We start from the raw sequence: 22159 nt of genomic DNA, 5'->3' as shown, positions 1-22159 counted from the left end.
TCCGAAAAAAGGCGGCGAAAAGCCCCCCCCTTAGGAAGTTCCTTTTATATATCCTCCTCGGTTCGTGCCTCTTGATTGGGTTGTCGCTCCTTTCATTCGCCCTTAGCGGGTTGGCGGGACTGGTTCTACAAATGAACGTCTGGATAGGTCTGGGCTTGCTCGTGACGGGCGTATTTTTCACGAGAATAGATATTTCGCATACTGAGTTTCCGGGGGAGGCCGAGCTGGACTTGCCGCCTGGAGCTTTCGGAACGTGGACGATTTTGTCCGGGACTGTCCTACTTGGCATGGCGCTAATTGTGGCGATCGTGCACTCTGACAACGGTTGCCCTCATTCCTTCTTGATGCCCGCGTGGGTGTGCCCATAGTCGCGAGATCGGTTCTGGGGTCTCTATCAGTAATTCGTCGTAGCTCCTGGTTGCACCGAAGCGTGTTGGTGCAGCTGAACATTTATGTCTACGACCCAGACGATGACTAAGCGGATTCGCAGAAGTCCCCCTGACGATGGACGCGTGAGTCCTACCGGGAACTCCAGGGCAGCACAACGCCTACGAAGGCGTCTCGCAACCGGCGGGTATCGAGGCGCTTTGACGGACAGCTGCGGCTCCTAAGCCGAACCGCGCTCTTTAAGGTCGCTCATCGTCGACCGGCAGCTTAACGGCAGGCCATGGTTCGAACCGCAGCCCCGATATGCTCAAGCCAATCGCGAGTAGGCCTGACACCTCACCGCATGGCCCACGGAAATTCGCGCTCATCAGACAAGCTGGGAGCAGAAAGGCATTTCATGCCCTGGGAAGTAAAAGGCTTTGCAGGCCTGATTTAGACGACGACCTCTCTCAGACGGAAGCCGAACGGCTCGGACCACCCTTGCTGCTCGAAACATTCGTCGCACCCATTGGCTCCGACAACATCCATCAGCAAATCCAGACAATCGTCACGACTCCGGCTGAGTTGGCCAAGCGGCTCGCTTCCCTTTCAAGCAGCATCGGCCACGGGCTGATCATCCAAGAGCAAATAAATCTCGCCCAAGCAGAGTCCCTAATGTCAGAGCTCGTGGAGCAAGAAACTCACGGCGTCACCGACGAAGTCGCTGGCCATAGATTAGGACGCCTTGGGGAAGTCGAGGAATGGGATGAGGTCGGGGGCTACTGGCGTCGGTCCGCATATGCCTCGGAGTGACAATTTTCGCAACGCTAATGTGGCGCGAATCGCAGGGTGCAATGACGGCCATCCCGAGTGGGTTCATGTAGGGAACGGAGTTATCATGGCGCGCAATACGGGCGAACCGGCAAGATCAAGACCATGCACTGATCGAAGTGAGAACACGCGCACTCTCCTTCTCCTTGAACGCCTGGACGACCTCTTTGAGACGGCGGAAGTCGGGGACATACCACCGCCGTCCTGGGATCGGACATCATAGGCCTTGGCAGAGAGGATGGTAATGAGGTTCGTGATGATTGAGGACGATGGGTACTTTCAGCAGTTTCCGTCTCAGGACAGCCTTTGCCAAGCCATCGAATATAGCGATGAAGTTTCTATGGTTTTCGATGAGGCGGGCAAAGTCTATACCGTCGTCGGGCAGCCAGGCATGTCTATCTCTCTCGAAGCGACTCCTCAGGCACTGGACACCGACCAGCTAGCCATCCAGTGGGTCGAGCACGTGGACAAACGCGGATTCGATGTTCAATTTAGACGCAAGCTCAGTAGAGGTCCCCAACTGGTGGCAGACATCTTCGAAGTCCTCTCGTTCCCGGACGGGCCTTCCCAACCCGGTAGCTGGGTTGTGGAGTCAAGGACGAGAACACATTCCTTTGGGGACTCCAAGAGTGTGGACGAATTCTGTAGCAAATTGACTCCAGGAGATCGCCAAGACACACAGGTCATCGATCCATATGGCCACCGATACCGTCCGATCGGTTCCCCAACGGGGCATAGACGGAAGGCGCACTTTCTGCTGTATCAAGAAATTTGACGTGAGCGCCCGCGCGATGGGGCTATACGGGCCCAAACTATCGTCTTGCAACCGGCCGGTTGCAAGACAACGCGTCGAGACACTTTGCCCCCCCGGAAACGCGCTGAATCTTGTGTCTTGCTACCATGTCTCGCACGCAAGTGCCCGGATTCGGGTACGCAACCACCGTTGCGAGACAGTATTTATGGCGGAACATGGGCAAGCTCATCGGATGTGAATCCCAGCGATATTTGGCGTTGTTCTGTCAGCGGTAAATGGCGGGGTCCGTTTGGGGATCCCTCAGCGGGCACGTTAGGGAATCAGCGTGCTGGGGACTCGCAGAGGCGGTCGAATAGAGACCAGCCCTCCTTTAGGAGAAGATGAACAGCCACAAATGGTTCGGCGATATGTGACAGGTCCCCGCCGGACTCGCTAACTCCGAGGCCAGAGCGACGGTCCGAAGTCACGACACTCCCGCGCTGAAACAAGGACCACCCTAAGACGTGCGCGTCTGCGCTCATTTGCCGCCAGAGCAATCTCCCCGCGCTGCGTCGTTGATCGTCTGGGAAGCGATGGTTCAGGGCCCACTTGATGATGTCGGTTTGATTGAGCTTTGATTTCGTTTTGCGGATTTCCTTGACTTGTAGCCGCCGCTTCTCAGACCAGTTGACCTGGCCCCTGAGGTCTGTTCGTTCTTCCGCTGTCAAGTGAGAGGTCGCAAGCTCCCTGTAGTAAGTCTGCAATTGCAGATACATCTCATCAATCACTGTGAGTCCGCGTTCTTGACGGTCTGCCGATTCTTCCGCTGCCAGGATCCATACCGCTTGCGCTGCCCCCACCAGAGCGCCTCGAAGCACAGTGAAGTGGGCGCTGGGATAGACCTGGCGAGCCTCGATCGCGGTTCGTGCTAGTCGCAGATGCTCGCCCGATGTCATCAAAGAAAGTCGGGCTGCCTCGCTAATGGCGTGCCATGGGTAGATGGAGTCGTCCATTGCGAGTCGGCTGCCGCGCTCAGGTTGCTCAGGCGGCATTCGTCGAGCTCGCTCATGCCAGCCGTCTAGATCGGCGTACGTCGCGCGTATTGATCGAAGTGAGGTTTCGATAGTTATACGGTAGATCATCGCTTTCACGTCTGATCCCCTCGGTATCAGCGTGCGAGATTTGCGTGTCCGTAAGCCGGTCGCTCATCGCGAAGGCAAACTCCAAACGTTCACCATCTCAGTGCCGAGCCTCGGCCGCCCGTATACCCCGCCCGATTAGATGCCCGGTGACGGTGCCCCAATTGCAACTCCTGGCGTCTCACAACCGGCGGCGGGTATCGAGACGGTTTGTCGAGACACTCCCGCTTCTCGGAGAGGAATGGCACATCACTCCCCTGGGTTCCATACGTCCGCTCCCCCGGGCCATACCGCTTCCCCTCCAACAGCAACAATGCCCCAGCACGCGTTTGCTGCGGACACTCTGTGCGTCCGCAGCAAACGCGTGCTGTGTGGATCAGTTGTTTGTGACGGTGACGTTGCCCGCGTCCGTGCGGCAGATGGTCTGGCCCTGGCCGGAACGGTCTACGGCAATCGCCCGTGCCAGCACGGCGATCTGGTTGACAGCAACGTCTGCGACGTCGCATGCGGTCACTGCAGCTAGAACTGCGGCGTTGACGTCCACGGCATCCTCAATGGTGATGTCGCCGACGTTCACATTCACGAGACCGTCCTGGACGGTCGGTGCGGCCATGGCCGGGGCCATTCCGCCGGTGAAAAGCAAGGATCCTGCGAACGCTGTGCCTACTGCAGCTTTCGTGAAGAGACGCATGATTAGCTCCTTGTTGATAGTGTGGATTGGATCACGCCAAGGTAACGATCCGCATGCTTTCGGTCAAGACATAGCGTTGACTCAGCGGTGCAGGCACTCTCGAAGGCGTTTGGATTGCTAGAAAAGCCCGGCAATGCCTCGATGGCCTTTGTCCTCATTTCGCCATGCCTGGCTCAGCCAAAGGACATACATGGCGCCTCCCCGCATTCACAACACAATGCGCAAAACACGGTCTACAACGAGTATGGCTGAGAGGGGTGCGCCGCCATCGTTCGCGGAATAGCTGCCAGTGGACATATGGCACGAGGCGGACGGCGAGCCCATGGGTTCAGTGATACTCGGCCTGGGCCGCGATGTGACGACGCAGGTACTGGTACACCGTTTCCCGGCTGAGACCGTACTCCCGGGCCAGATCGGACTTTGGCACGCCGGCGGCCGCGCGGCGGACGAGTTCGGCGACCTGTTCCGCGTCCAGGGTTCGCTTGCGTCCCCGGTAGGCGCCGCGCTGCTTGGCCAGGGTAATCCCTTCGCGCTGGCGTTCCCGGATTAGGGAGCGCTCGAACTCCGCGAACGCGCCCATCACCGAGAGCATCAGGTTCGCCATCGGGGAATCCTCCCCGGTGAACACCAGACCCTCCTTCAGGAACTCGACGCGCACGCCCTTGCCGGTGAGCGCCCGGACCACCGAGCGCAGGTCATCCAGGTTCCTCGCCAGGCGGTCCATGCTGTGCACGACGACCGCGTCCCCCTCGCGCGCGAACCGGACCATCTCCCCCAGCTGCGGACGCTCGGCGTCCTTGCCCGAGGCCTTATCCGTGAAGACCCTGTCCAGGACCTCGCCCTCGAGCTGCCGCTGCTCGTTCTGGTCCAGCGTGCTCACCCGCACGTACCCAATCCGCTGACTCAGTGCCTGTCCCCCAGCTTTCCTGCGATCCATCCCGACTGTCAGGATAAACTCTAAGACCCTGCACAGATTGTGTCCAGAGAAGCGAAAAATGATCCTAACCTGACACGATTCAGAGGCGTCCCTGACGTCAGGCTGGGGTGTAGCCCACCTAGACAGCTATGGGCGGTGGGGCGACACTCTTCCAGGTCATAGGTGTAGTAAAAGGTAATCGCAATGAGTTCCCAAACCTCAATGATGGGCAGCAAGTCTTCCGCATCGCGACCCGCACTCCGGAGGGCCTCGATCTCGGGCTGCGTCCAACCGGCCACCCACCGCGCATGGAAAACGAAATCCTGCCCCCGTCAGCTCAGTCAGCAACGGGACGGACGCGGTTCGCCTTGCCGAGAATGTCCCACTGGCGCGGCATCGGAGCGACGGCGCAGCCGGCAGTGGATCAAAAAGAGTTCGCATCCGAGATGTGGGGACCACGTTATGGGTTCGGACCGTGACCCGAGCTCGAACCCACCCTGCGTGTCAGAACTTGCCGGGTCAGAATCGGTCGATTGTCGACCGACCCATTCGCTTCAGGACTTGTGTCCCACCATGAAGATCCTGCGGAGGGGAACAGCGTCAAGGGCCTGCCGCCCGGACCCGGGAACGCCGGGTAGGCGGCGCGGACGAGACGGCCGTATTCGCACTGGAAGTCGGAGGCCGCGTCGTCGTCGAGTGCCGCCAACACAGGCCGCAGGGCGGTGCCGCGTACCCATTCGAGTACCGGGTCCTCCCCCGGCAGGACCTGCTGGTAGGTGGTTTCCCACACGTCGGCGATGAAGCCGTTGCGGAGCAGGAGCCGCAGATACTCGGACGGTTCGGCGACCGTGTCCGGCCCACGCAGCACGCCGCCCAGCACCCCGACCCATCGGGGGGAAGCGGCGAGGTCGCGCATGATGCGGTGCGAGGGCGCATCGAAGTTCCCCGGCACCTGCGCGGCGAACCACGCCCCGCGTTCCAGGGCGTCCAGTCAGCCGGCGAGTACGTCCATGTGGTCGGGCACCCATTGGAGCATCGCATTGGAGACCAACACGTCGACGTCGCTTCCGGGCGTCCAGCCCGTGGCCTCCACGCGTCGGAACGCCAGGTTGGCGCCCCGGTGGGCGCCGCGAGCCGCATCCACCATCCGCAGGGAGGCGTCCAGCCCGACGACGCTTGCCGACGGCCAGCGTTCGGCGAGCGCCGCGGTGAGGTTCCCCGGTCCGCAGCCCATGTCGACGACGGTCCTCGGGCGGTCCGCCCGGATTCGTTGCGTCAGGTCGAAAAAGGGGCGATTGCGGTCGTCGGCGAACTCCGTGTACTTGGCGGGATCCCATTCCATGGCCCCAGCCTAGGGCCGGGCGGCGTTCGTGGGGCGTGTCCGCCGGGCGGCTAGGCTTAGCAGCACCATGAGACTCACCGAACTGCTGCCCGATGCCCCGCCGCGCGGGGCCACCGCCGATTCCACCTATGCCGCGTTCATCCAGTGGGTGGAGGACCGTGGGATCGGCCTGTACCCGGCGCAGGACGAGGCCGTCATGGAGATCGTCGAGGGAAACAACGTCGTCCTGGCCACCCCGACGGGATCCGGCAAGTCGCTCGTGGCCGTCGCGGCGCACTTCCACGCACTGGCCCGCGGCGAGCGCAGCTACTACACGGCGCCGATCAAGGCGCTGGTCTCCGAGAAGTTCTTCGCGCTGTGCGAGATCTTCGGCGCCGAAAACGTCGGCATGGTCACCGGCGACTCGTCCGTCAACCCGGACGCCCCCATCATCTGTTGCACCGCCGAGATCCTGGCCAACATCGCGCTCCGGCAGGGATCCGCCGCGGATCTCGGCCCGGTGGTCATGGACGAGTTCCACTTCTACTCGGACCCGCAGCGCGGATGGGCGTGGCAGGTCCCGCTGCTCGAGCTGCCGCAGGCGCAGTTCCTGCTGATGTCCGCCACCCTGGGCGACGTCACCCGTTTCGAGGACGAGCTCACCCTGCGCACCGGCCGCCACACCACCACGGTTTCGCATGCGGAGCGTCCCATTCCGCTGCACTACTACTATTCCCAGGACCCCGTGCAGGAGGCCATGGAGGAACTCGTCTCCACGAAGCAGACACCGGTCTACGTGGTGCACTTCAGCCAGATCGAGGCGATCGACCGCGCCCAGAGCCTCACCAGCATCAACGTCTGCACCCGCGAGGAAAAGGACCGGATCGCCGACCTGATCGCCGGCTTCCGGTTCTCGCCCGGTTTCGGCAAGACGCTCAACCGCCTGGTCCGGCACGGCATCGGCGTCCACCACGCCGGGATGTTGCCGAAATACCGGCGCCTCGTGGAGCAGCTCGCACAGGCCGGGCTCCTCAAGGTCATCTGCGGCACCGACACGCTCGGGGTCGGCATCAACGTCCCGATCCGCACCGTCATGCTAACGGCCCTGTCCAAGTACGACGGCGTCCGCACCCGTCCGCTGAACGCCCGGGAGTTCCACCAGATCGCAGGGCGGGCGGGCCGCGCCGGATTCGACACCTCGGGCACCGTCGTCGTGCAGGCCCCCGAGTTCTCGATTGAGAACAAGAAGTCGATGGACAAGGCGCTCGCGAAGTTCGGCGACGACCAGAAGAAGCTCCGGCAGGTCGTGAAGAAGAAGCCGCCGCAGGGCTTCGTGTCCTGGAGCGAGAAGACGTTCGACAAGATGGTCGCGAGCGTTCCCGACCCGTTGACGTCGAGCTTCGCGGTGACGCACTCGATGCTGCTGAACCTGCTCGAGCGGCCCGGGGACAGCTTCGCCGCCGCGCGCCGGCTGCTCACGGAGAACCACGAGCCGCCCACCCGCCAGCGCGACCTGATGCGCCGCGCGCTGGGCATCCTGCGGGAACTGCTGGCCACCGGCGTCGTCGAACGCCTCGACGCTCCCGACGAGCACGGCAACCGGCTGCGGCTCACCATCCACCTGCAGCAGAACTTTGCCCTGAACCAACCCCTCTCCCCCTTCGCCATGGCCAGCCTGGAGCTGTTGGACCGGGAGTCCCCGACCTACGCCCTCGACGTCGTCTCCGTGATCGAGGCGACGCTGGAGAAGCCGCGGCAGGTGCTCTCCGGCCAGCTGAAGAAGGTCCGCGGCGAGGCGGTGGCCGCGATGAAGGCCGAGGGCATGGAGTACGAGGCGCGCATGGCCGCATTGGACGAGGTTACCTACGCCCAGCCCCTCGCGGAGCTCCTCGGGGAGGCCTTCGAAACGTATCGCCGCGGCGCACCCTGGCTCGGGGACTTCGAACTCGCCCCGAAGTCGGTGGTGCGGGACATGTACGAGCGCGCCATGTCCTTCGGGGAGTACGTGCAGTTCTACTCGCTGGCCCGCAGCGAGGGCATCCTGCTGCGCTACCTGACCGACGCCTACAAGGCGTTGCGGCAGACGGTCCCCCAGGATCTGTTGCGCGAGGACCTGCAGGACCTCATCGTGTGGCTGGGCGAGATGGTCCGCCAGGTCGATTCGAGCCTGTTGGACGAATGGGAGAAGCTGGCCAACGGCGAGGCCCCGCGGGACGTCTCCGAGGACATCCTGCCCCCGCAGCCGGACCGCCTGACCTCCAACGAACGCGCGTTCCGCGTGATGGTGCGCAACGAGATGTTCCGCCGCGTCAAGCTCTTCGCCAACGAGCAGGACGTCGCCCTGGGGGAACTGGACGGACACGACGGCTTCGACGCGGACGCGTGGGCCGGGGCCATGGACGACTACTTCGGCGAACACGACGACATCGACGACGGGCCCGAGGCCCGCGGGCCGCAGCTACTGATCATCAAGCCCGCGCAGGGCCGCTGGAACGTCCGGCAGATCTTCAAGGACCCGGCGGGTCACAACGACTGGGGCATCGACGCCCACGTCGACCTGGCCGCCTCGGACGAGGCAGGATCCGCCGTCGTCACGGTGACGAGCGTGGGGCGCCTCGGCTAGCGCCGCTCCCGCCGTCTCACAGGACCCGGGCGCCGGCGACGCAGAGTCCGGCGAGCGCGTAGCCAGCCACGGGAACGGACAGCATCCATTCGCGCAGCGAGCCGGCGTTGCCGATCAGCGGCACGGCGATGTTTCCGTTGGCCCGCCAGACGTGGCGGAGCACGGGCACCCGGGCCAGCTTCCGCGGGCGGCGGACGCGCAGCGGCCACGTCAGGGCGACTCCCCCGGTGGTGATGAGGTCCCCCGCGACGTGCACGGCGGCCCCGAGTCCCACGGCGGCGGCGAACCACCGCGGGTCCTCCGGCGCGTAGAGCGCCACGGATGCCCCGGCCGCCAGGCCGACCAGCCACGGGAACCTGCGCATTGAGTCCGGGATGAACCGCAACGCCTTCGCGGCGAAGGCGGCGAGCAGGACGGTCGCGAGTCCGGCTCCCGGATAGACGGTCCCGAAGCGCTGCGTCTCCCACGTCGACATCCCCACCAAGGCCGAAAGCACGACGGCGGCGACGAGCCCGAACAGCGAATGGGTCCCCTTGCGGTGTCCTCCCATGGCGCGTCCCAGACCGGCGCACAGGGCATTGGACACGGGCGGCAGGGCCTGGGCGATGGTGGCGCTGCGGTGGTCCGCATCCGGGAGCAGGGCCGCCCCCGCGCACACCAGGGCTCCGGTCAGCACGCCGGCGGGCCCGGCCTCGATCGCACCGAAGCCCACGGTCACGGCGTCGGGCAGGGCTTCGGCGACCGCACCGGGCATCGCCGGAAGCCGGGTGGCCCATCCGGCGACGGGGACCTCGTAACGGGTGGTCGCCGCCACCCAAGCCGCCGCGCCGCACGCGGCGTGGTTTCCGCCCATCATGGTCAAGCGCCCCCTGTGCCTCGGAGAGGCGCCGCCCGGCGCGGAGCCCCCTCAACGCTAGGTTCGCATCCGGCCCGGCACACGCAGCGACACCGGTACGCTGGGTCACATGAGCGACATCCGCGACGCGCGACCCGACGACGTCCCCGCGATCCTCGGCCTCATCCGTGATCTGGCCGCCTATGAGCGGGAACCGGACGCGGTCAGGAACACCGAGGACCGACTCCACCTCAGCCTGTTCGGCGACCAGCCACGCGTGTTCGCGCATGTCGTCGAGGACACCCTGCCCGGCGGGACGGACCTGTGCGTGGTCGGAACCGCCATCTGGTTCCTCAACTACTCCACGTGGGAGGGCACCCACGGCATCCACCTCGAGGACCTGTACGTCCATCCCGGCGTCCGCGGAGCCGGCCACGGCAAACGGCTCCTGCGCAACCTGGCCCGCATCGCCGTCGAACGCGGCTATTCCCGCCTCGAATGGAGCGTGCTGGACTGGAACGAACCCGCGATCGGCTTCTACGACGCCCTCGGAGCGGGCTCGATGGACGGCTGGACGGTGCGCCGACTGGACGGCCAGGCCCTCGCGGACGCGGGATCCCGGCCATGACGCTCCACGAGGCGCACCGGGTCGCCGCCGTCCATGAATTCCGCGGCATGCGCGCCACCGAGCACTATTTCACCGTCCCGTTGGACCACGCGGCGCCCGGGCGGGAGACCATCACGGTCTTCGCCCGGGAGGTCGTGTCCCTGGAGCACGCGGATCCGGAGTCCCTGCCGTGGCTGCTCTACCTGCAGGGCGGCCCCGGCGGACAGTCCCCGCGCATCTCCTCGCTGTCCGGCTGGATGGCCGAGGCCGCAAAGGCTTTCCGCATCCTCCTTCTCGACCAGCGCGGGACCGGCCTCAGCACCCCCGCCAACCGCCAGACGCTGCCGTTGCGGGGCGACTCCGCGGCCGAGGCGTACTACCTGACCCACTTCCGCGCCGACTCGATCGTCCGCGACGCCGAGGCCATCCGCGGGATCCTGGGGGCCGGGCCGTGGACCACGTTCGGGCAGAGCTACGGCGGATTCTGCACCCTGAGCTACCTCTCGCACGCTCCGCGCGGGCTGGCACGCTGCCTGATCACGGGGGGCCTGGGCCCCGTCCGCGGCGACGCCGACCGCGTCTACCGCGCCACCTACGCCCGCATGGAAGCCAGGAACGCGGAGTACTTCGCGGAGTACCCCGAGGACCGCGCCGTCCTGAATCGGGTCTTCGAGCACTTGGGGAGCACCGCTGAGCGCCTGCCCGACGGCCGGCCCGTGACGCGGGCACTGGTCCAGATGCTCGGCCAGTTCCTCGGAGGGAACACCCGCGTGGACCAGCTGCACCACGCGTTCGAACAAGCGTTCGTCCCCACCCCCGGCGGGGCGCGCCTCGGCGACGCCTTCCTGGCGGTGCTGCAGGCGCAGGCCGCACGGCTGACGAACCCGCTCTACGCGCTGATGCACGAGTCGATCTATGCCCAGGGGTTCGCCACCGACTGGGCGGCGGCACGCGTCCTGACGGAGTTCCCGGCGTTCCACCCGGACGCCGCCGAGCCGCTCCTCACCGGGGAGATGGTCTACCCGTGGTACTTCGATGAGGACCCGGCACTGCGCCCGTTGGAACAGACTGCCGGGCTGCTGGCGTCCATCGACGAGTGGCCGGAACTGTACGATCTGGACGTGCTGGCCACGAACACCATTCCGGTGGCCGCCGCGGTGTACTCGGACGACGTGTACGTAGACCGCGACCTGAGCATGGAGACGGCGTCCCTTGTCCGCGGCCTCCGCGTCTGGGAGACGGGCGAATACCACCACGACGGCATCGCGGACGACGGCGCCGGCATCTTCGCGCGCCTGCTGGGGATGACCGAACCGCAGCCCGCCGACGCAGAAACACCTCAGGCATCCCAACGGGGCCCCGCGGAAGGAAACGAATCATGACTCTGCACATCACGGGCGACGAGGCCGCGGACGCACTGCTCGACGAGAGCCCCCTGGCGCTGTTGCTCGGGATGCTCCTGGACCAGCAGGTCACCATGGAATCGGCCTTCGCCGGCCCGGCAAAGATCCGCGACCGGATCGGCGCACTCGACGCGGCCCAAATCGCCGCCTACCCACCCGACGACCTCCTCGAGGTCTTCCGGCAGTCCCCCGCCGTACACCGCTTCCCGGGGTCCATGGCCCAACGAGTACAGGCGGTCTGCGCCGTCGTCGAGGCCGAATGGGGCGGCGACGCCGCTGCCCTCTGGACGCGCGGCGGGCCGGACGGCGCCGAGGTCCTCAAGCGGCTCAAGGCGCTGCCGGGCTTCGGAGACCAAAAGGCGCGGATCTTCCTCGCGCTCCTGGGCAAGCAGCGGGGCCTCGACGCCGCGGGGTGGCGCGAGGCGTCCGGGCCCTACGGCGAGGAGGGCGCCCGGAAGTCCGTGGCGGACATCGTCGACGCGGAATCGCTCGCCCAGGTCCGCGCGACGAAGAAGGCCGCTAAGGCCGCGGCGAAAAAGAAGTAGCGAACACCACGCGCAGGCACCAGGCCCCGACGAACGCCGCCACGGCCATGGCGGCGTAGTTCAGCCCCCCGAAGCCCGCCAGCGCCAGCACGACGCCGGAGAGCGCGGCGCCGAGGGCACCCGCCGCGCCCATGAGGGCGTCGGCCGCCCCCTGCACCAGGACGCGGACCTGGCCGGGGACACTCTCGGAGACGAAGGCGGATCCCGACACGGTCGCGAGCGACCATCCAAGGCCCAAGAGCACCAGTCCGACGACGACGGCGGGTCTGGACTGACTGCCCAGCGCGCTGGTGAGCAGTGACGCCGCAAACACGGCCTGGGCGAGCAGCATCGTGCGCGGCCGACCCCACCGGTCGGCCAGGAGTCCCACCAGCGGCGACAGCGCGTACATGCCGGCGATGTGCAGCGAAATGGTGAAACCGATGATCACCAGCGCGTCGGCCGGCACCTGCCCGCCCACGGCATGGCCGGCGTGGGCGACTTCGGACGCGGCCAGGTTCTTCAAGTGCACCGGCGTCATGGACATGACCGCCACCATGATCAGATGCGCACCGACGATCGCCGCGATGCCCATTCTGGCCGCGGGATAGTCGCGCAACGCGGCCATCCCCTCGCGCAGGGAAGGCCTGCCCGGGGCGCCCCGGACCGCCGCCGCCGGATTCACGTCGGCGGGTGCGTCCCCGGTGGCGGCCCGGGCCATCTGGAGCGGGTCCGGCCGCAGCCCGATGTTCAGCACGAGCAGTGCCACGAGCAGTCCGGCGAACGAAAACAGGAAGGGCCCGCTCAGCTCCGGAAGCCCCAACGCCGCGCCCAACTCCGCGCCGGGACGGATCAGGTTGGGACCGCCGACGGCACCGATGGTGATGGCCCAGACGACGAGTCCCAAGTCGCGGCCGCGCGTTGCGTCGTCGGCCAGGTCGGTGGCCGCGAAACGGGCCTGCAGGTTGGCCGCCATCCCGACGCCCAACAGCCCCGACGCCACCAGCAACAGCGGAAAGCTGCGCACGACCGGCGCCAGCACCATGCCGAGCGCGCCCAGCGCGGCCAGTGCGAGGCCGGCGGACAACGCGACCCTGCGTCCGCGGCGGATGGCCAGCCCGGCCAGCGGCATCGCGGCGACCGCCGCGGCCACGGAGATGGCGGTGGTGGACGCTCCCGCGAACGCGTCGCTTCCGGTGAGTTCCACGGCAAGCAGGGAGCCGAGCGCCAGCCCCGCCCCGTTCCCGACGCCGCTGAAGAGCTGGGCCACGGACAACGACAAAACAACGCGGCGCTGGAGCGCCTTCCTTTGGGGAAGGCGGCCCAACGCCGCGTCGGTTGGCTCGCTCACCGCCCCAGCGTAGCAACCACCCGCTACGGGGACGAGGTTGTTCAGAAGGGTGCGTGAGTGACTACTCGGCGTCCGAGCGGGCGAGCTCGACGTCCTTGGCCAGGCGCGCGTCCATGGCGGCCCTCTTGCCGGCCGGGCTCAGCAGGCTGGCAACCGTCGCGACGACGATCGTTCCGAGGATGACGGCCAGCGAAAGGGGCGTCGAGATCTCGGGTACCCATTCGATGTGCTGGCCACCGTTGATGAACGGCAACTCGTTCTCGTGCATCGCGTGGAAGACCAGCTTGACGCCGATGAAAGCCAGGATGACCGACAGTCCGTGCTTGAGGTAGATGAGCCGGTCCATGAGTCCGCCCAACAGGAAGTAGAGCTGGCGCAGGCCCATCAGCGCGAAGATGTTGGCCGTGAACACGATGAAGGCGCTCTGCGTCAGGCCGAAGATGGCGGGGATCGAGTCGACGGCGAACAGCAGGTCCGTCATGCCGATGGTGATGAACACGACGACCATCGGGGTGAAGACGCGGCGACCGTCAACGGTGGTGCGCAGCTTGTTGCCGTCGTAGTCCTTGCTCATCGGAAGCCGTGACGTGAGCCGCGCGATCAGGCCGTTTTCGGAGCCCTCTTCCTCGTCCTCGCCGGAGTCCGTGGCCTGCTTCCAGGCGGTCCAGAGCAGGAAGGCGCCGAAGATGTAGAACACCCAGGTGAAGTGCTCGATCACGGTGGCGCCCACCATGATGAAGATGCCGCGGAGGATCAGCGCGATGATGATGCCGAACATCAGCACCTCCTGCTGGTACCTGCGCGGCACGGAGAACCTGGCCATGATGATGATGAAGACGAAGAGGTTGTCCACGCTGAGGCTGTACTCGGTGACCCACCCGGCGATGAACTCCTGGCCGTAGTCCGGCCCGGCCTGCCAGAACATCAGGCCGGCGAACACCAGGGCGAGGGTGACGTAGAAGCCGACCCACAGGCCGGCTTCCTTCATGGAGGGCTCGTGCGGTCGCTTTACCACGTAGAGGAGATCGAAGAGGAGGACCAGTCCGAGCACCACGAACGTGATGGTCTGGAACTGGGTGGAAAGCTGGTCTGACACAGGTGACCTTTCGGGGGCGGCGCGAAGCACCGATTGCGGATACAAGTGATTGCCGCAAGTCTCTCCGCCGCCCGGTGTCCGGGTCCGGCCACTGCGCCCGGCGGTGCCCCATTGCCCCGCGTGCTGACGTCCACAGTGTTCGGGATACTCCCCTACGCTCGGAACAGTCTATCGCAGGGCAGGACCTACGCGTGCCCGGCGTTCTTCATCTGGCGCAGTTCCTTCTTCAGGTCCCCCACCTCGTCGCGCAGACGCGCTGCCAACTCGAATTGCAGTTCCGCGGCCGCTCCGTGCATCTGATCGGTGAGTTGCGTAATCAGGTCCACGAGGTCTTCCGCGGGGACCGCGGCCAGCCCGTCCCGCTTGACGGCAGCCTCGCCCCTGTCCTTGGCCGACTTGCTGCGCTTGGCCCCCTTGGCCAGCCGCTGGTTGTTCAGCAGTTCCTGCGTGTCGGCGTCCTCGCGGGCGATCTGGTCCGTGATGTCCGCAATCCGCTTCCGCAGCGGCTGTGGATCCACGCCCTTTTCCTTGTTGTATGCCATCTGGATTTCGCGCCGCCGATTGGTTTCGGAGATCGCGTGCGCCATGGAGTCCGTGATGCGGTCCGCGTACATGTGCACCTGGCCGGACACGTTGCGGGCCGCGCGGCCGATCGTCTGGATCAGCGAGGTCCCCGAGCGGAGGAAGCCCTCCTTGTCCGCGTCCAGGATCGACACCAGGGAAACCTCCGGCAGGTCCAACCCCTCGCGCAGCAGGTTGATGCCGACCAGCACGTCGAAGACGCCCAACCGAAGTTCGCGAAGCAGCTCGACGCGGCGCAGTGTGTCGACATCGGAGTGCAGGTATTCGACCTTGACCCCGTGCTCCGTGAGGTAGCCCGTGAGGTCCTCCGCCATACGCTTGGTCAGCGTGGTGACGAGCACTCGCTCGTTCTTCTCGGTCCGTTCGCGGATCTCGTCCAGGAGATCGTCTATCTGGCCCTTCGTCGGTTTGACGACGATCTCGGGGTCGATCAGGCCGGTCGGACGGATGATCTGCTGGACCGTCCCGTCGGCCTTTCCGAGCTCGTACTTGCCCGGCGTCGCCGAGAGGTACACGGTCTGGCCGATGCGTTCGAGGAACTCGTCCCACTTCAACGGACGGTTGTCCATGGCGGACGGGAGGCGGAACCCGTGCTCCACCAGCGTGCGCTTGCGGGACATGTCGCCTTCGTACATCGCGCCAATCTGCGGGATGGTCACGTGCGACTCGTCGACAACGAGCAGGAAGTCGTCCGGGAAGTAGTCGATCAGGCAGTGCGGCGCCGTGCCGGGTCCGCGTCCGTCGATGTGCCGGGAGTAGTTCTCGATCCCGTTGCAGAAGCCCATCTGCTGCATCATCTCGAGGTCGTAGGTGGTGCGCATCCGCAGGCGCTGCGCCTCGACCAGTTTGTTCTGCGACTCCAGTTCCTCCAGACGCACTCGCAGCTCGTCCTCGATGTCGGTGATGGCCCGGTTCATGCGCTCGGGCCCGGCGACGTAGTGGCTGGCCGGGAAGACGTACATCTCCGTCTCCTCCCGGATGATCTCGCCCGTCAGCGGATCGAGCGTGAAGATCTTTTCGATTTCGTCCCCGAAGAACTCGACGCGCAGCGCCTGCTCCTCGTACATCGGGATGATCTCGACGGTGTCGCCGCGCACGCGGAAGGTTCCCCGGTGGAAGTCCACGTCGTTGCGCGCGTACTGCATGGACACAAACTTCCGCAGGAGGTCGTCGCGGTTCAATTCCATGCCCCGGCGCAGCGTCACCATCCCCGCCACGTATTCCTCGGGAGTGCCGAGGCCGTAGATGCAGGACACTGTGGCGACCACAACGACGTCGCGCCGGGTCAGCAGCGCGTTGGTGGCCGAGTGCCGCAGCCGCTCCACCTCCTCGTTGATCGAGGAGTCCTTCTCGATGAACGTGTCCGTCTGCGGGACGTAGGCCTCGGGCTGGTAGTAGTCGTAATAGGAAACGAAGTACTCGACCGCGTTGTTGGGCAGCAGCTCGCGGAACTCGTTGGCCAGCTGCGCCGCCAAGGTCTTGTTCTGCACCATGACCAGCGTGGGACGCTGCACCTTTTCGACGAGCCACGCCGTCGTCGCGCTCTTTCCCGTGCCGGTGGCACCCAGCAGCACGACGTCCTTCTCACCGCCCTTGATCCGTTCGGTCAGCTCGCCGATGGCCTGCGGCTGGTCCCCTGCGGGCTGGAAATCACTGACCACCTCGAACGGCGCCACGACGCGGTTGATTTGCTGGGCAAGACTCATGGGACAAGGCTACGCCCGGCCCCGGACGCATTGCGCCACTACCGCCGATGGCTTAATCGGCCGAGAATGGAACCCGCCAACTCGCGCGCGAACAACACTCCCCCGCCGACGGCCAGCACCATTCCGAGTCCGGCCAGCCAACCGGGGACCAGCACGCGCCACGTCCACGGAGCGGAGGACGTGGTGAACTCAGCGCGCCCCCCCCGACCGCCAGCCACAGCACGAGGGCGACCAGCAGGCAAGCCGCCATGGCCGAGAAGGTCCGCCGCACCCAGCGCATGCCGTCCCCGAATTCGAAACCCGGCGTCGGATCGGACGCGCGCGGCGTCACGGTCCGGCCCCGGGCTTCCCCGGGGCGCGCACGGCCGCCGCCGGCAGTATCCGTTCATTCCAGAGGCGGTCCACGGAGGCCAGCAGGTCGCCGAGGGTTCCCGAGTTCTCCAGCACGACGTCGGACGCGGCCGCGCGTTCGGCGTCCGTGGCCTGGGCGGATACGCGGGATTCGGCCTCGCTCCGGGCCATGCCGCGGTCCTGAACCATGCGGCGGATCCGTTCGGGCTCCGGCGCCTGGACTGTCACGACCAGATCGAAGTTTCCGGCCTGCCCGGTCTCCACCAGCAGGGGGATGTCCTGGACCACGACGGCGCCGGGTGCGGCCGCCGCACGCCGGCGGGCCGCCTCCGCACGGACCAGCGGGTGCACGATCCCGTTGAGCTTCAGCCGAGCCGGTTCGTCGGCGAAGACCAGCGCACCGAGCGCGGGCCGATCCAGCGCGCCGTCGGTCCCGAGCACGCCGTCACCGAACGCCTCGACCACGGCGGCCAGTCCCTCCGTCCCCGGCGCGACCACCTCGCGGGCGATCGCGTCGGCGTCGATGAGGACGGCTCCGAGTTCGACAAGCCGCGACGCGACGGCCGATTTTCCGGCGGCAATCCCGCCGGTGAGTCCAACATTGAGCATTCCCCCACCCTATCGGGCGCCTTCGGCCGGGGGGATGTTCTGGTTGACGTGGAACAGGTTGGCGGGGTCGTAGATGGCCTTGATGCGGGCCAGCCTCTCGTAGTTGCCCCGGTATGCCGCTCGGACCCTGTCCTGTCCCTCGTCCATGAGGAAGTTGACGTAGGCTCCCCCCGCGGTGGTGGGGTGGAGCTCCTCGGAATAGGAGCGCGCCCAGTCGCTGATGAGCTCCGCCTTCGCCGGATCGGGATCGACCCCCACAATGACTCCGGCCCAGCCCCCTTGCCGGTAGGCGAAGGCGGTGTCGCCGGTCCCCACCCGGGCCGCTGCCCCGTCGATCGGGTACAGGTGCATGGTGGAGTGTCCGGTGGGCAGCGCAGCCCCGTGTCTGGCATGGATCCCGATGGCCGCGTCGGAGATCTCGGCGACGAAGTCGGCACGCCAATACCATTGCATCCCAGCGGGATACAGCCCGTCGAAGGCCTGTTGCAGCACATTGAAGGGCATTTCCTGCAGGCCGACCAGCAGGGGATTGCCGAACTCCCGCACCTGTCCCAGCACCTCGCCCGCGCGGTCGTGGGCGCCGGTGTAGCACCAGACGATGCCACAGGATTTCCTGCCCCACAGTTCCTCGGGGAACGGCGCGGCCGGCGGAATCGCCATGATGCCGATCCAGCCGGACAGTTCTGCCGGCAACGTGGGGAGCAGTTCCCTGTACCAGGCCATGACTTCGCTGGTGTCGGCCAGGTCGTAGAGCACGGGTCCCCCAATGATCAACCCGTGCTCACCGATGTCATGGGTGCGGAAAACGAAGGACGTGGCGACGCCGAAGTTCCCTCCCCCGCCGCGCAGGGCCCAGAACAGATCGGGATGCCGGTCCGCGTCTGCCCTGACCAGCGAACCGTCGGCGAGCACCACGTCCGCGGAGAGCAGGTTGTCCACGGTGAGCCCGAAACGGCGCGCCAGGTAGCCGATACCGCCTCCGAGCGTCAACCCGCCGACGCCGGTGGAGGCGATGAATCCGCTGGGCGTCGCCACCCCGAAGGGCACCGTGGCGTGGTCCACGTCGCCCCAGGTGGCGCCGCCGTCGACGCGCACGGTGTGGGCCGCCAGGTCGAGGGTGGTGCCGCGGAGACCGCCCAAGTCGATGACCAGCGCGTCGTCGGCGATTCCCAGTCCACCGGCGTTGTGCCCGCCTCCACGGACGGCGACGGTCAGCTCATGCGTGCGCCCAAAATTGACGCAAGCGACGACGTCGGCCGCATCGGCGACCCTGGCGATGGCCGCGGGGCGCTTGTCGATCATCGCGTTGTACACGGCGCGCGCCGCGTCGTAGCCCGCGTCCGATGGTCGGGTCAGGCTTCCGCGCAACTGCGCGGCGAGTTCGTCGAAGTCCGCATGCGCGGTGACGGCCGTCGGTGTTGAGAGGCTCATGGCGTGCTCCCTGGTCAGCGTGGTGGGTTGATGGTCCCCACGATAGGATGCCGGGCGTTCGCGGAGCGTTCGGCCGTTCGGGCCAACCGTTCGCGTTGCTCCCTGAGATGCCCCGCCCACCAGTTTTCCTGGCGCGATCGGACCGCCTCGAGCGCCGCATCGACTTCGGCGAGCGCCGCCACGGGTTGGTGGTCGCGCACGAGGACGTCGGCCAACAGCGAGTGCCAGTACGTCATTCGCACCACGGCATCCTGGTGCTCCAGGGCCAGCATCGCGGTGCGGATCCGCCGCGCGCCGGGGGCTCCCCCGGTGCTCCATCCGGCGAAGATCTCCGCCCACTGTCCGTAGTAGGCGATGTCGTAGCGGCGACACAGCCCGAGCAACTCGTCCACCACCTCGCCGAGCCCCTCCGCGTCGGCCGACAGTTGGCGCAATAGCGCAACGTACGCCAGTGCCACGGCCCGGGTGTAGGGATGTTCGGCCGCTGCCGAGCGGTTAAGGGCCTCGGAGGCCAGGAGCCGCGCCCCGTCCCGATCTCCGGCAAGCCAGTGCGCGTGCGAGGCCCAGGCCCGCGCGTGGATCTCGATGCGCGTTCCCAGGATCGTGGAGTACCCGGGCGTTACCGTTGTGTAGCAGGCGGCGAAGTGTTCGATCGCCTCGCCGGGCCGCCCCAGTGCAAGGGCGGCCCCTGCCACCGCAAAGTGCGCCTGGGCCGCCAGGTCGGCGTCGTCCGCGGTGATTTCCAGGGCGCGTAGGCCGATCGCGTAGGACTGTTTGATACGTCCCTGAACATGCCGCCCGCAGAACAGGCCGATGAGACTCGCCACGACCACGCGTGGGCGCCCCAACCGCTCGGCCAGGACGACCGATCGTTCCAGGTTCTCCAGCAGCTCCGCGCAGGAGTACCCGTGAAGGGCGGTCAGCGGCGGAGACATGGCGCGCCTCGCGTCCAGCTCCGCCGCATCGCGGCCGGCTCCGGGATCCAAGCCCGCGACGATGTCCAGCGCCTGTCGGTAGCTTTCCAGCGCCGTTGCGTTAGCGAACACGCCGGCCGCCGCCGCTCCGGCACGCATCCGGAAGTGCAGCGCCCTGGCCGGGTTGGAGGCCAGGGCATGCTGTTCGGCGAGCAGGGCCGCCACGGCATCCAGGTCCTCGGCGTGCAGCGCCTCGAGGGACGCGGCCAGCCGGGTGTGCAGGAGCCACCGTTGCGCGGGGGTCAACGGCCGGTAGGCGGCGTCCGCCAGCAATTGGTGCGCAAAGTAGTAACCGTGGCCCACGGGAACCAGGATGCCCAGGCGCCACAGTTCGTCCACGGCCGCCACCAGCTCGCCCGCCGGGAGATCGGTTGCGGCATTGAGCAAGCCCAAGCCGATTTCCCGTCCGTTGGCCGCCACCAGCCCGGCCACTGCCCTGGCCTCGGGATCCAATCCGGATATCCTGTTCCCGAGCACCGCGCCAAGCTTATGTGGAGATCCGTCGTCTTCCTCCGGGAGAATGCGGGCGGTCTGGACGATGAACAGCGGATAACCTCCCGTCGCCGCCCTGAGCATTCGCGCCTGACCGTCGTTCAGGGGGCCTCCGCGCAGGGCGCCGGCGAGGGCGGCGGTATCCGCTTCGCCGAATGGTTCCAGGGGAATCTCGTGGAGGCAGCCACTGGTCCGCAGCGAGGCCAGCATGCCGGCAACGGCCCCGCCGGGGCGGGAACCGCCCGTGCGCATCGTGGCGACCAGCATCAACCCCGGCGCGTACTCCCCCGCAAGGAGGAAGTGGATCAGCGCGGCGGTTTCGCTGTCGCACCACTGCAGGTCGTCCAGCACGAGCAAGGTGGGCCTGCCCGCGGCCCCGATGCCGCGGGCCAGCGACTCGAAGTAGCCGAAGCGCTGCCACGCATCGACCATGGCGCGCTCACCGTCCGCGGCCGCGGAGGGGAGCGCCGCCGTGCCGCCTCCAACACCTGGCAGAAGCCGGCTCACGTCGCGTTGGATGCGGGGAGGGAGATCCCGCAGCACCGCGGCAAACCCGCTGGTGTGCAGCCACGCGGCGAACGGCGCCAGCGGGATCATCCCTCCGCCGTCGAAGCACCGCGCCCTCGCGACGAGGGCTCCACGCGCGGCTGCACCGGCCGCGAGGCTCTCGGCCAGGTGCGTCTTCCCGACTCCCGGGCCTCCCGTCAGGAGCATCACGGCACCGTGTCCGGAAGCAGCGGCGTCCCAGGCGGCGCGTAGTGTCGCCATCTCCCGGGCCCTGCCGATGGGATCCTGCAGTCGTTCCCGCCGCGAAGTGCGCCCGTGCTCCCCGGAGAGTCCGGACACCAGGGCCCGGGTCTCCTCCCCCGGCCCCACGCCCAATTCCCCCTCGAGCATCTGGCAACAGCCGTGGAACGTGTGCATGGCTGCCGCTGGCTCTCCGAGCGCCAACTGGACCCCGATCAGGTCGCGGTATCCGCTTTCGGACAGTGGTGCGACCTGCACTCCCCGTCGTGCCGGCCCCAGCGCCCGTTCCGCCTGTCCCAGCCTCAGCCAAGCCGCCGTCGCCTCCGAGCAGAGTCCCGAGTATTCGCCCTGCAGCGATTCGCGAAGCGGACCCACCCAGTCCGCATAGTTCCCAGGCATCAGTTCCCCGCGGTAGCTGGACAGGGCGGCGTCAGCATGCCGTAGGAATCCCCTGACATCGCCCCGTCCCGCGGCGTTCCGAGCCGCGGCCCCCTCGCCGGTGAAAAGCTCCACATCGATGCGCACGCCCGCGTCGGGAACCCATCCGATGGCGCCGTTCGCCGTCTCGAGGCGCCCGGACCCGCCCAGCAGGCAACGCAGGTTGTGGAGTTCGCGCCGAAGGTTCGTCAGCGCCTGCGCATCCGCGGAATCGGGCCAGAAGGTTCCGGCCAGCACCTGCCGCGGAACGAGGATGCCGGGGTGCAGCACCAAGTAGGCAAGGAGGTCCAGGGCACGGGCTTTGCCGACACCCACTTCGGCTCCGGCATCGGTGAGGCGCTGTTCGCCCAGCAAATTCAACTTCAGCACGATCCGTGTCTCCCCACGATGCCC

At 66.8% G+C, this 22159-nt stretch carries 17 protein-coding genes; 5 read left to right on the top strand and 12 right to left on the bottom strand.

Annotated features, from left to right (window positions below; translation table 11 throughout):
* The first annotated feature begins 1453 nt into the window (after positions 1-1453).
* Positions 1454-1972, top strand: coding sequence for a hypothetical protein (locus tag ACHAAJ_RS01340; RefSeq protein WP_435726049.1), 519 nt, complete (start codon positions 1454-1456; stop codon positions 1970-1972).
* A gap of 299 nt (positions 1973-2271) precedes the next feature.
* Here ACHAAJ_RS01340 and ACHAAJ_RS01335 read toward each other — a convergent pair whose 3' ends face one another.
* The 5 genes from ACHAAJ_RS01335 to ACHAAJ_RS01315 all read right to left on the bottom strand — a co-directional run bounded on the left by ACHAAJ_RS01335 (position 2272) and on the right by ACHAAJ_RS01315 (position 6018).
* Positions 2272-3081: a hypothetical protein gene (locus tag ACHAAJ_RS01335; protein WP_435726048.1), complete on the bottom strand. Its 810-nt coding sequence runs from the start codon at positions 3079-3081 to the stop codon at positions 2272-2274.
* Positions 3082-3445: 364 nt separating this feature from the next.
* On the bottom strand, positions 3446-3760 hold the full coding sequence (locus ACHAAJ_RS01330) for a hypothetical protein (protein ID WP_435726047.1): 315 nt from the start codon (positions 3758-3760) through the stop codon (positions 3446-3448).
* A 328-nt stretch (positions 3761-4088) separates the two neighbouring features.
* A complete protein-coding gene (locus ACHAAJ_RS01325) occupies positions 4089-4697 on the bottom strand; it encodes a recombinase family protein (protein ID WP_435726046.1) in 609 nt (202 codons plus the stop codon).
* A 439-nt stretch (positions 4698-5136) separates the two neighbouring features.
* Complete coding sequence (locus ACHAAJ_RS01320; RefSeq protein WP_435726045.1) at positions 5137-5628, bottom strand: class I SAM-dependent methyltransferase; 492 nt, start codon at positions 5626-5628, stop codon at positions 5137-5139.
* Positions 5629-5667: 39 nt separating this feature from the next.
* Entirely contained in the window at positions 5668-6018 is a 351-nt protein-coding gene (locus tag ACHAAJ_RS01315) for a methyltransferase domain-containing protein (RefSeq protein ID WP_435726044.1), read from the bottom strand.
* A 67-nt stretch (positions 6019-6085) separates the two neighbouring features.
* Between ACHAAJ_RS01315 and ACHAAJ_RS01310 the strand changes: the two genes are divergently transcribed.
* Positions 6086-8620 (top strand): DEAD/DEAH box helicase, encoded by a 2535-nt coding sequence (locus ACHAAJ_RS01310; protein WP_435726043.1) that lies wholly within the window; start codon positions 6086-6088, stop codon positions 8618-8620.
* A 16-nt stretch (positions 8621-8636) separates the two neighbouring features.
* Here ACHAAJ_RS01310 and ACHAAJ_RS01305 read toward each other — a convergent pair whose 3' ends face one another.
* On the bottom strand, positions 8637-9476 hold the full coding sequence (locus ACHAAJ_RS01305) for a metal-dependent hydrolase (protein WP_435726042.1): 840 nt from the start codon (positions 9474-9476) through the stop codon (positions 8637-8639).
* Between the two features lie 109 nt (positions 9477-9585).
* Between ACHAAJ_RS01305 and ACHAAJ_RS01300 the strand changes: the two genes are divergently transcribed.
* Genes ACHAAJ_RS01300 through ACHAAJ_RS01290 form a run of 3 tightly spaced genes read left to right on the top strand, consistent with a single transcriptional unit; the run spans position 9586 to position 12010 of the window.
* A complete protein-coding gene (locus tag ACHAAJ_RS01300; protein ID WP_435726041.1) occupies positions 9586-10083 on the top strand; it encodes a GNAT family N-acetyltransferase in 498 nt (165 codons plus the stop codon).
* Positions 10080-11444, top strand: coding sequence for an alpha/beta fold hydrolase (locus ACHAAJ_RS01295; RefSeq protein ID WP_435726040.1), 1365 nt, complete (start codon positions 10080-10082; stop codon positions 11442-11444). The genes ACHAAJ_RS01300 and ACHAAJ_RS01295 overlap by 4 nt, the downstream gene beginning before the upstream one ends.
* A complete protein-coding gene (locus ACHAAJ_RS01290; RefSeq protein ID WP_435726039.1) occupies positions 11441-12010 on the top strand; it encodes an HhH-GPD-type base excision DNA repair protein in 570 nt (189 codons plus the stop codon). The genes ACHAAJ_RS01295 and ACHAAJ_RS01290 overlap by 4 nt, the downstream gene beginning before the upstream one ends.
* Here the strand turns inward: ACHAAJ_RS01290 and ACHAAJ_RS01285 are convergent.
* From ACHAAJ_RS01285 to ACHAAJ_RS01260, 6 genes are all read right to left on the bottom strand, one after another.
* Positions 11985-13340 (bottom strand): MFS transporter, encoded by a 1356-nt coding sequence (locus ACHAAJ_RS01285; RefSeq protein WP_435726038.1) that lies wholly within the window; start codon positions 13338-13340, stop codon positions 11985-11987. The genes ACHAAJ_RS01290 and ACHAAJ_RS01285 overlap by 26 nt on opposite strands.
* 61 nt (positions 13341-13401) lie before the next feature.
* Positions 13402-14436 (bottom strand): TerC family protein, encoded by a 1035-nt coding sequence (locus ACHAAJ_RS01280; protein ID WP_435726037.1) that lies wholly within the window; start codon positions 14434-14436, stop codon positions 13402-13404.
* Positions 14437-14621: 185 nt separating this feature from the next.
* The gene (gene uvrB, locus ACHAAJ_RS01275; protein WP_435726036.1) at positions 14622-16724 is read right to left on the bottom strand and encodes an excinuclease ABC subunit UvrB; all 2103 of its coding nucleotides are present in this window, start codon (positions 16722-16724) and stop codon (positions 14622-14624) included.
* 327 nt (positions 16725-17051) lie between these two features.
* A complete protein-coding gene (gene coaE / locus ACHAAJ_RS01270) occupies positions 17052-17684 on the bottom strand; it encodes a dephospho-CoA kinase (RefSeq protein ID WP_435726035.1) in 633 nt (210 codons plus the stop codon).
* Positions 17685-17693: 9 nt separating this feature from the next.
* The gene (locus ACHAAJ_RS01265) at positions 17694-19115 is read right to left on the bottom strand and encodes an FAD-binding oxidoreductase (RefSeq protein WP_435726034.1); all 1422 of its coding nucleotides are present in this window, start codon (positions 19113-19115) and stop codon (positions 17694-17696) included.
* Positions 19116-19129: 14 nt separating this feature from the next.
* A complete protein-coding gene (locus ACHAAJ_RS01260) occupies positions 19130-22135 on the bottom strand; it encodes an ATP-binding protein (RefSeq protein ID WP_435726033.1) in 3006 nt (1001 codons plus the stop codon).
* Between the last annotated feature and the right edge of the window lie 24 nt (positions 22136-22159).

Source organism: Arthrobacter arnarulunnguaqae (assembly GCF_051262515.1).
Lineage (GTDB): Bacteria > Actinomycetota > Actinomycetes > Actinomycetales > Micrococcaceae > Arthrobacter_N.
The sequence above is the reverse complement of the archived record's forward strand: the minus strand, read 5'-3'. Positions and strand labels throughout refer to the sequence as shown.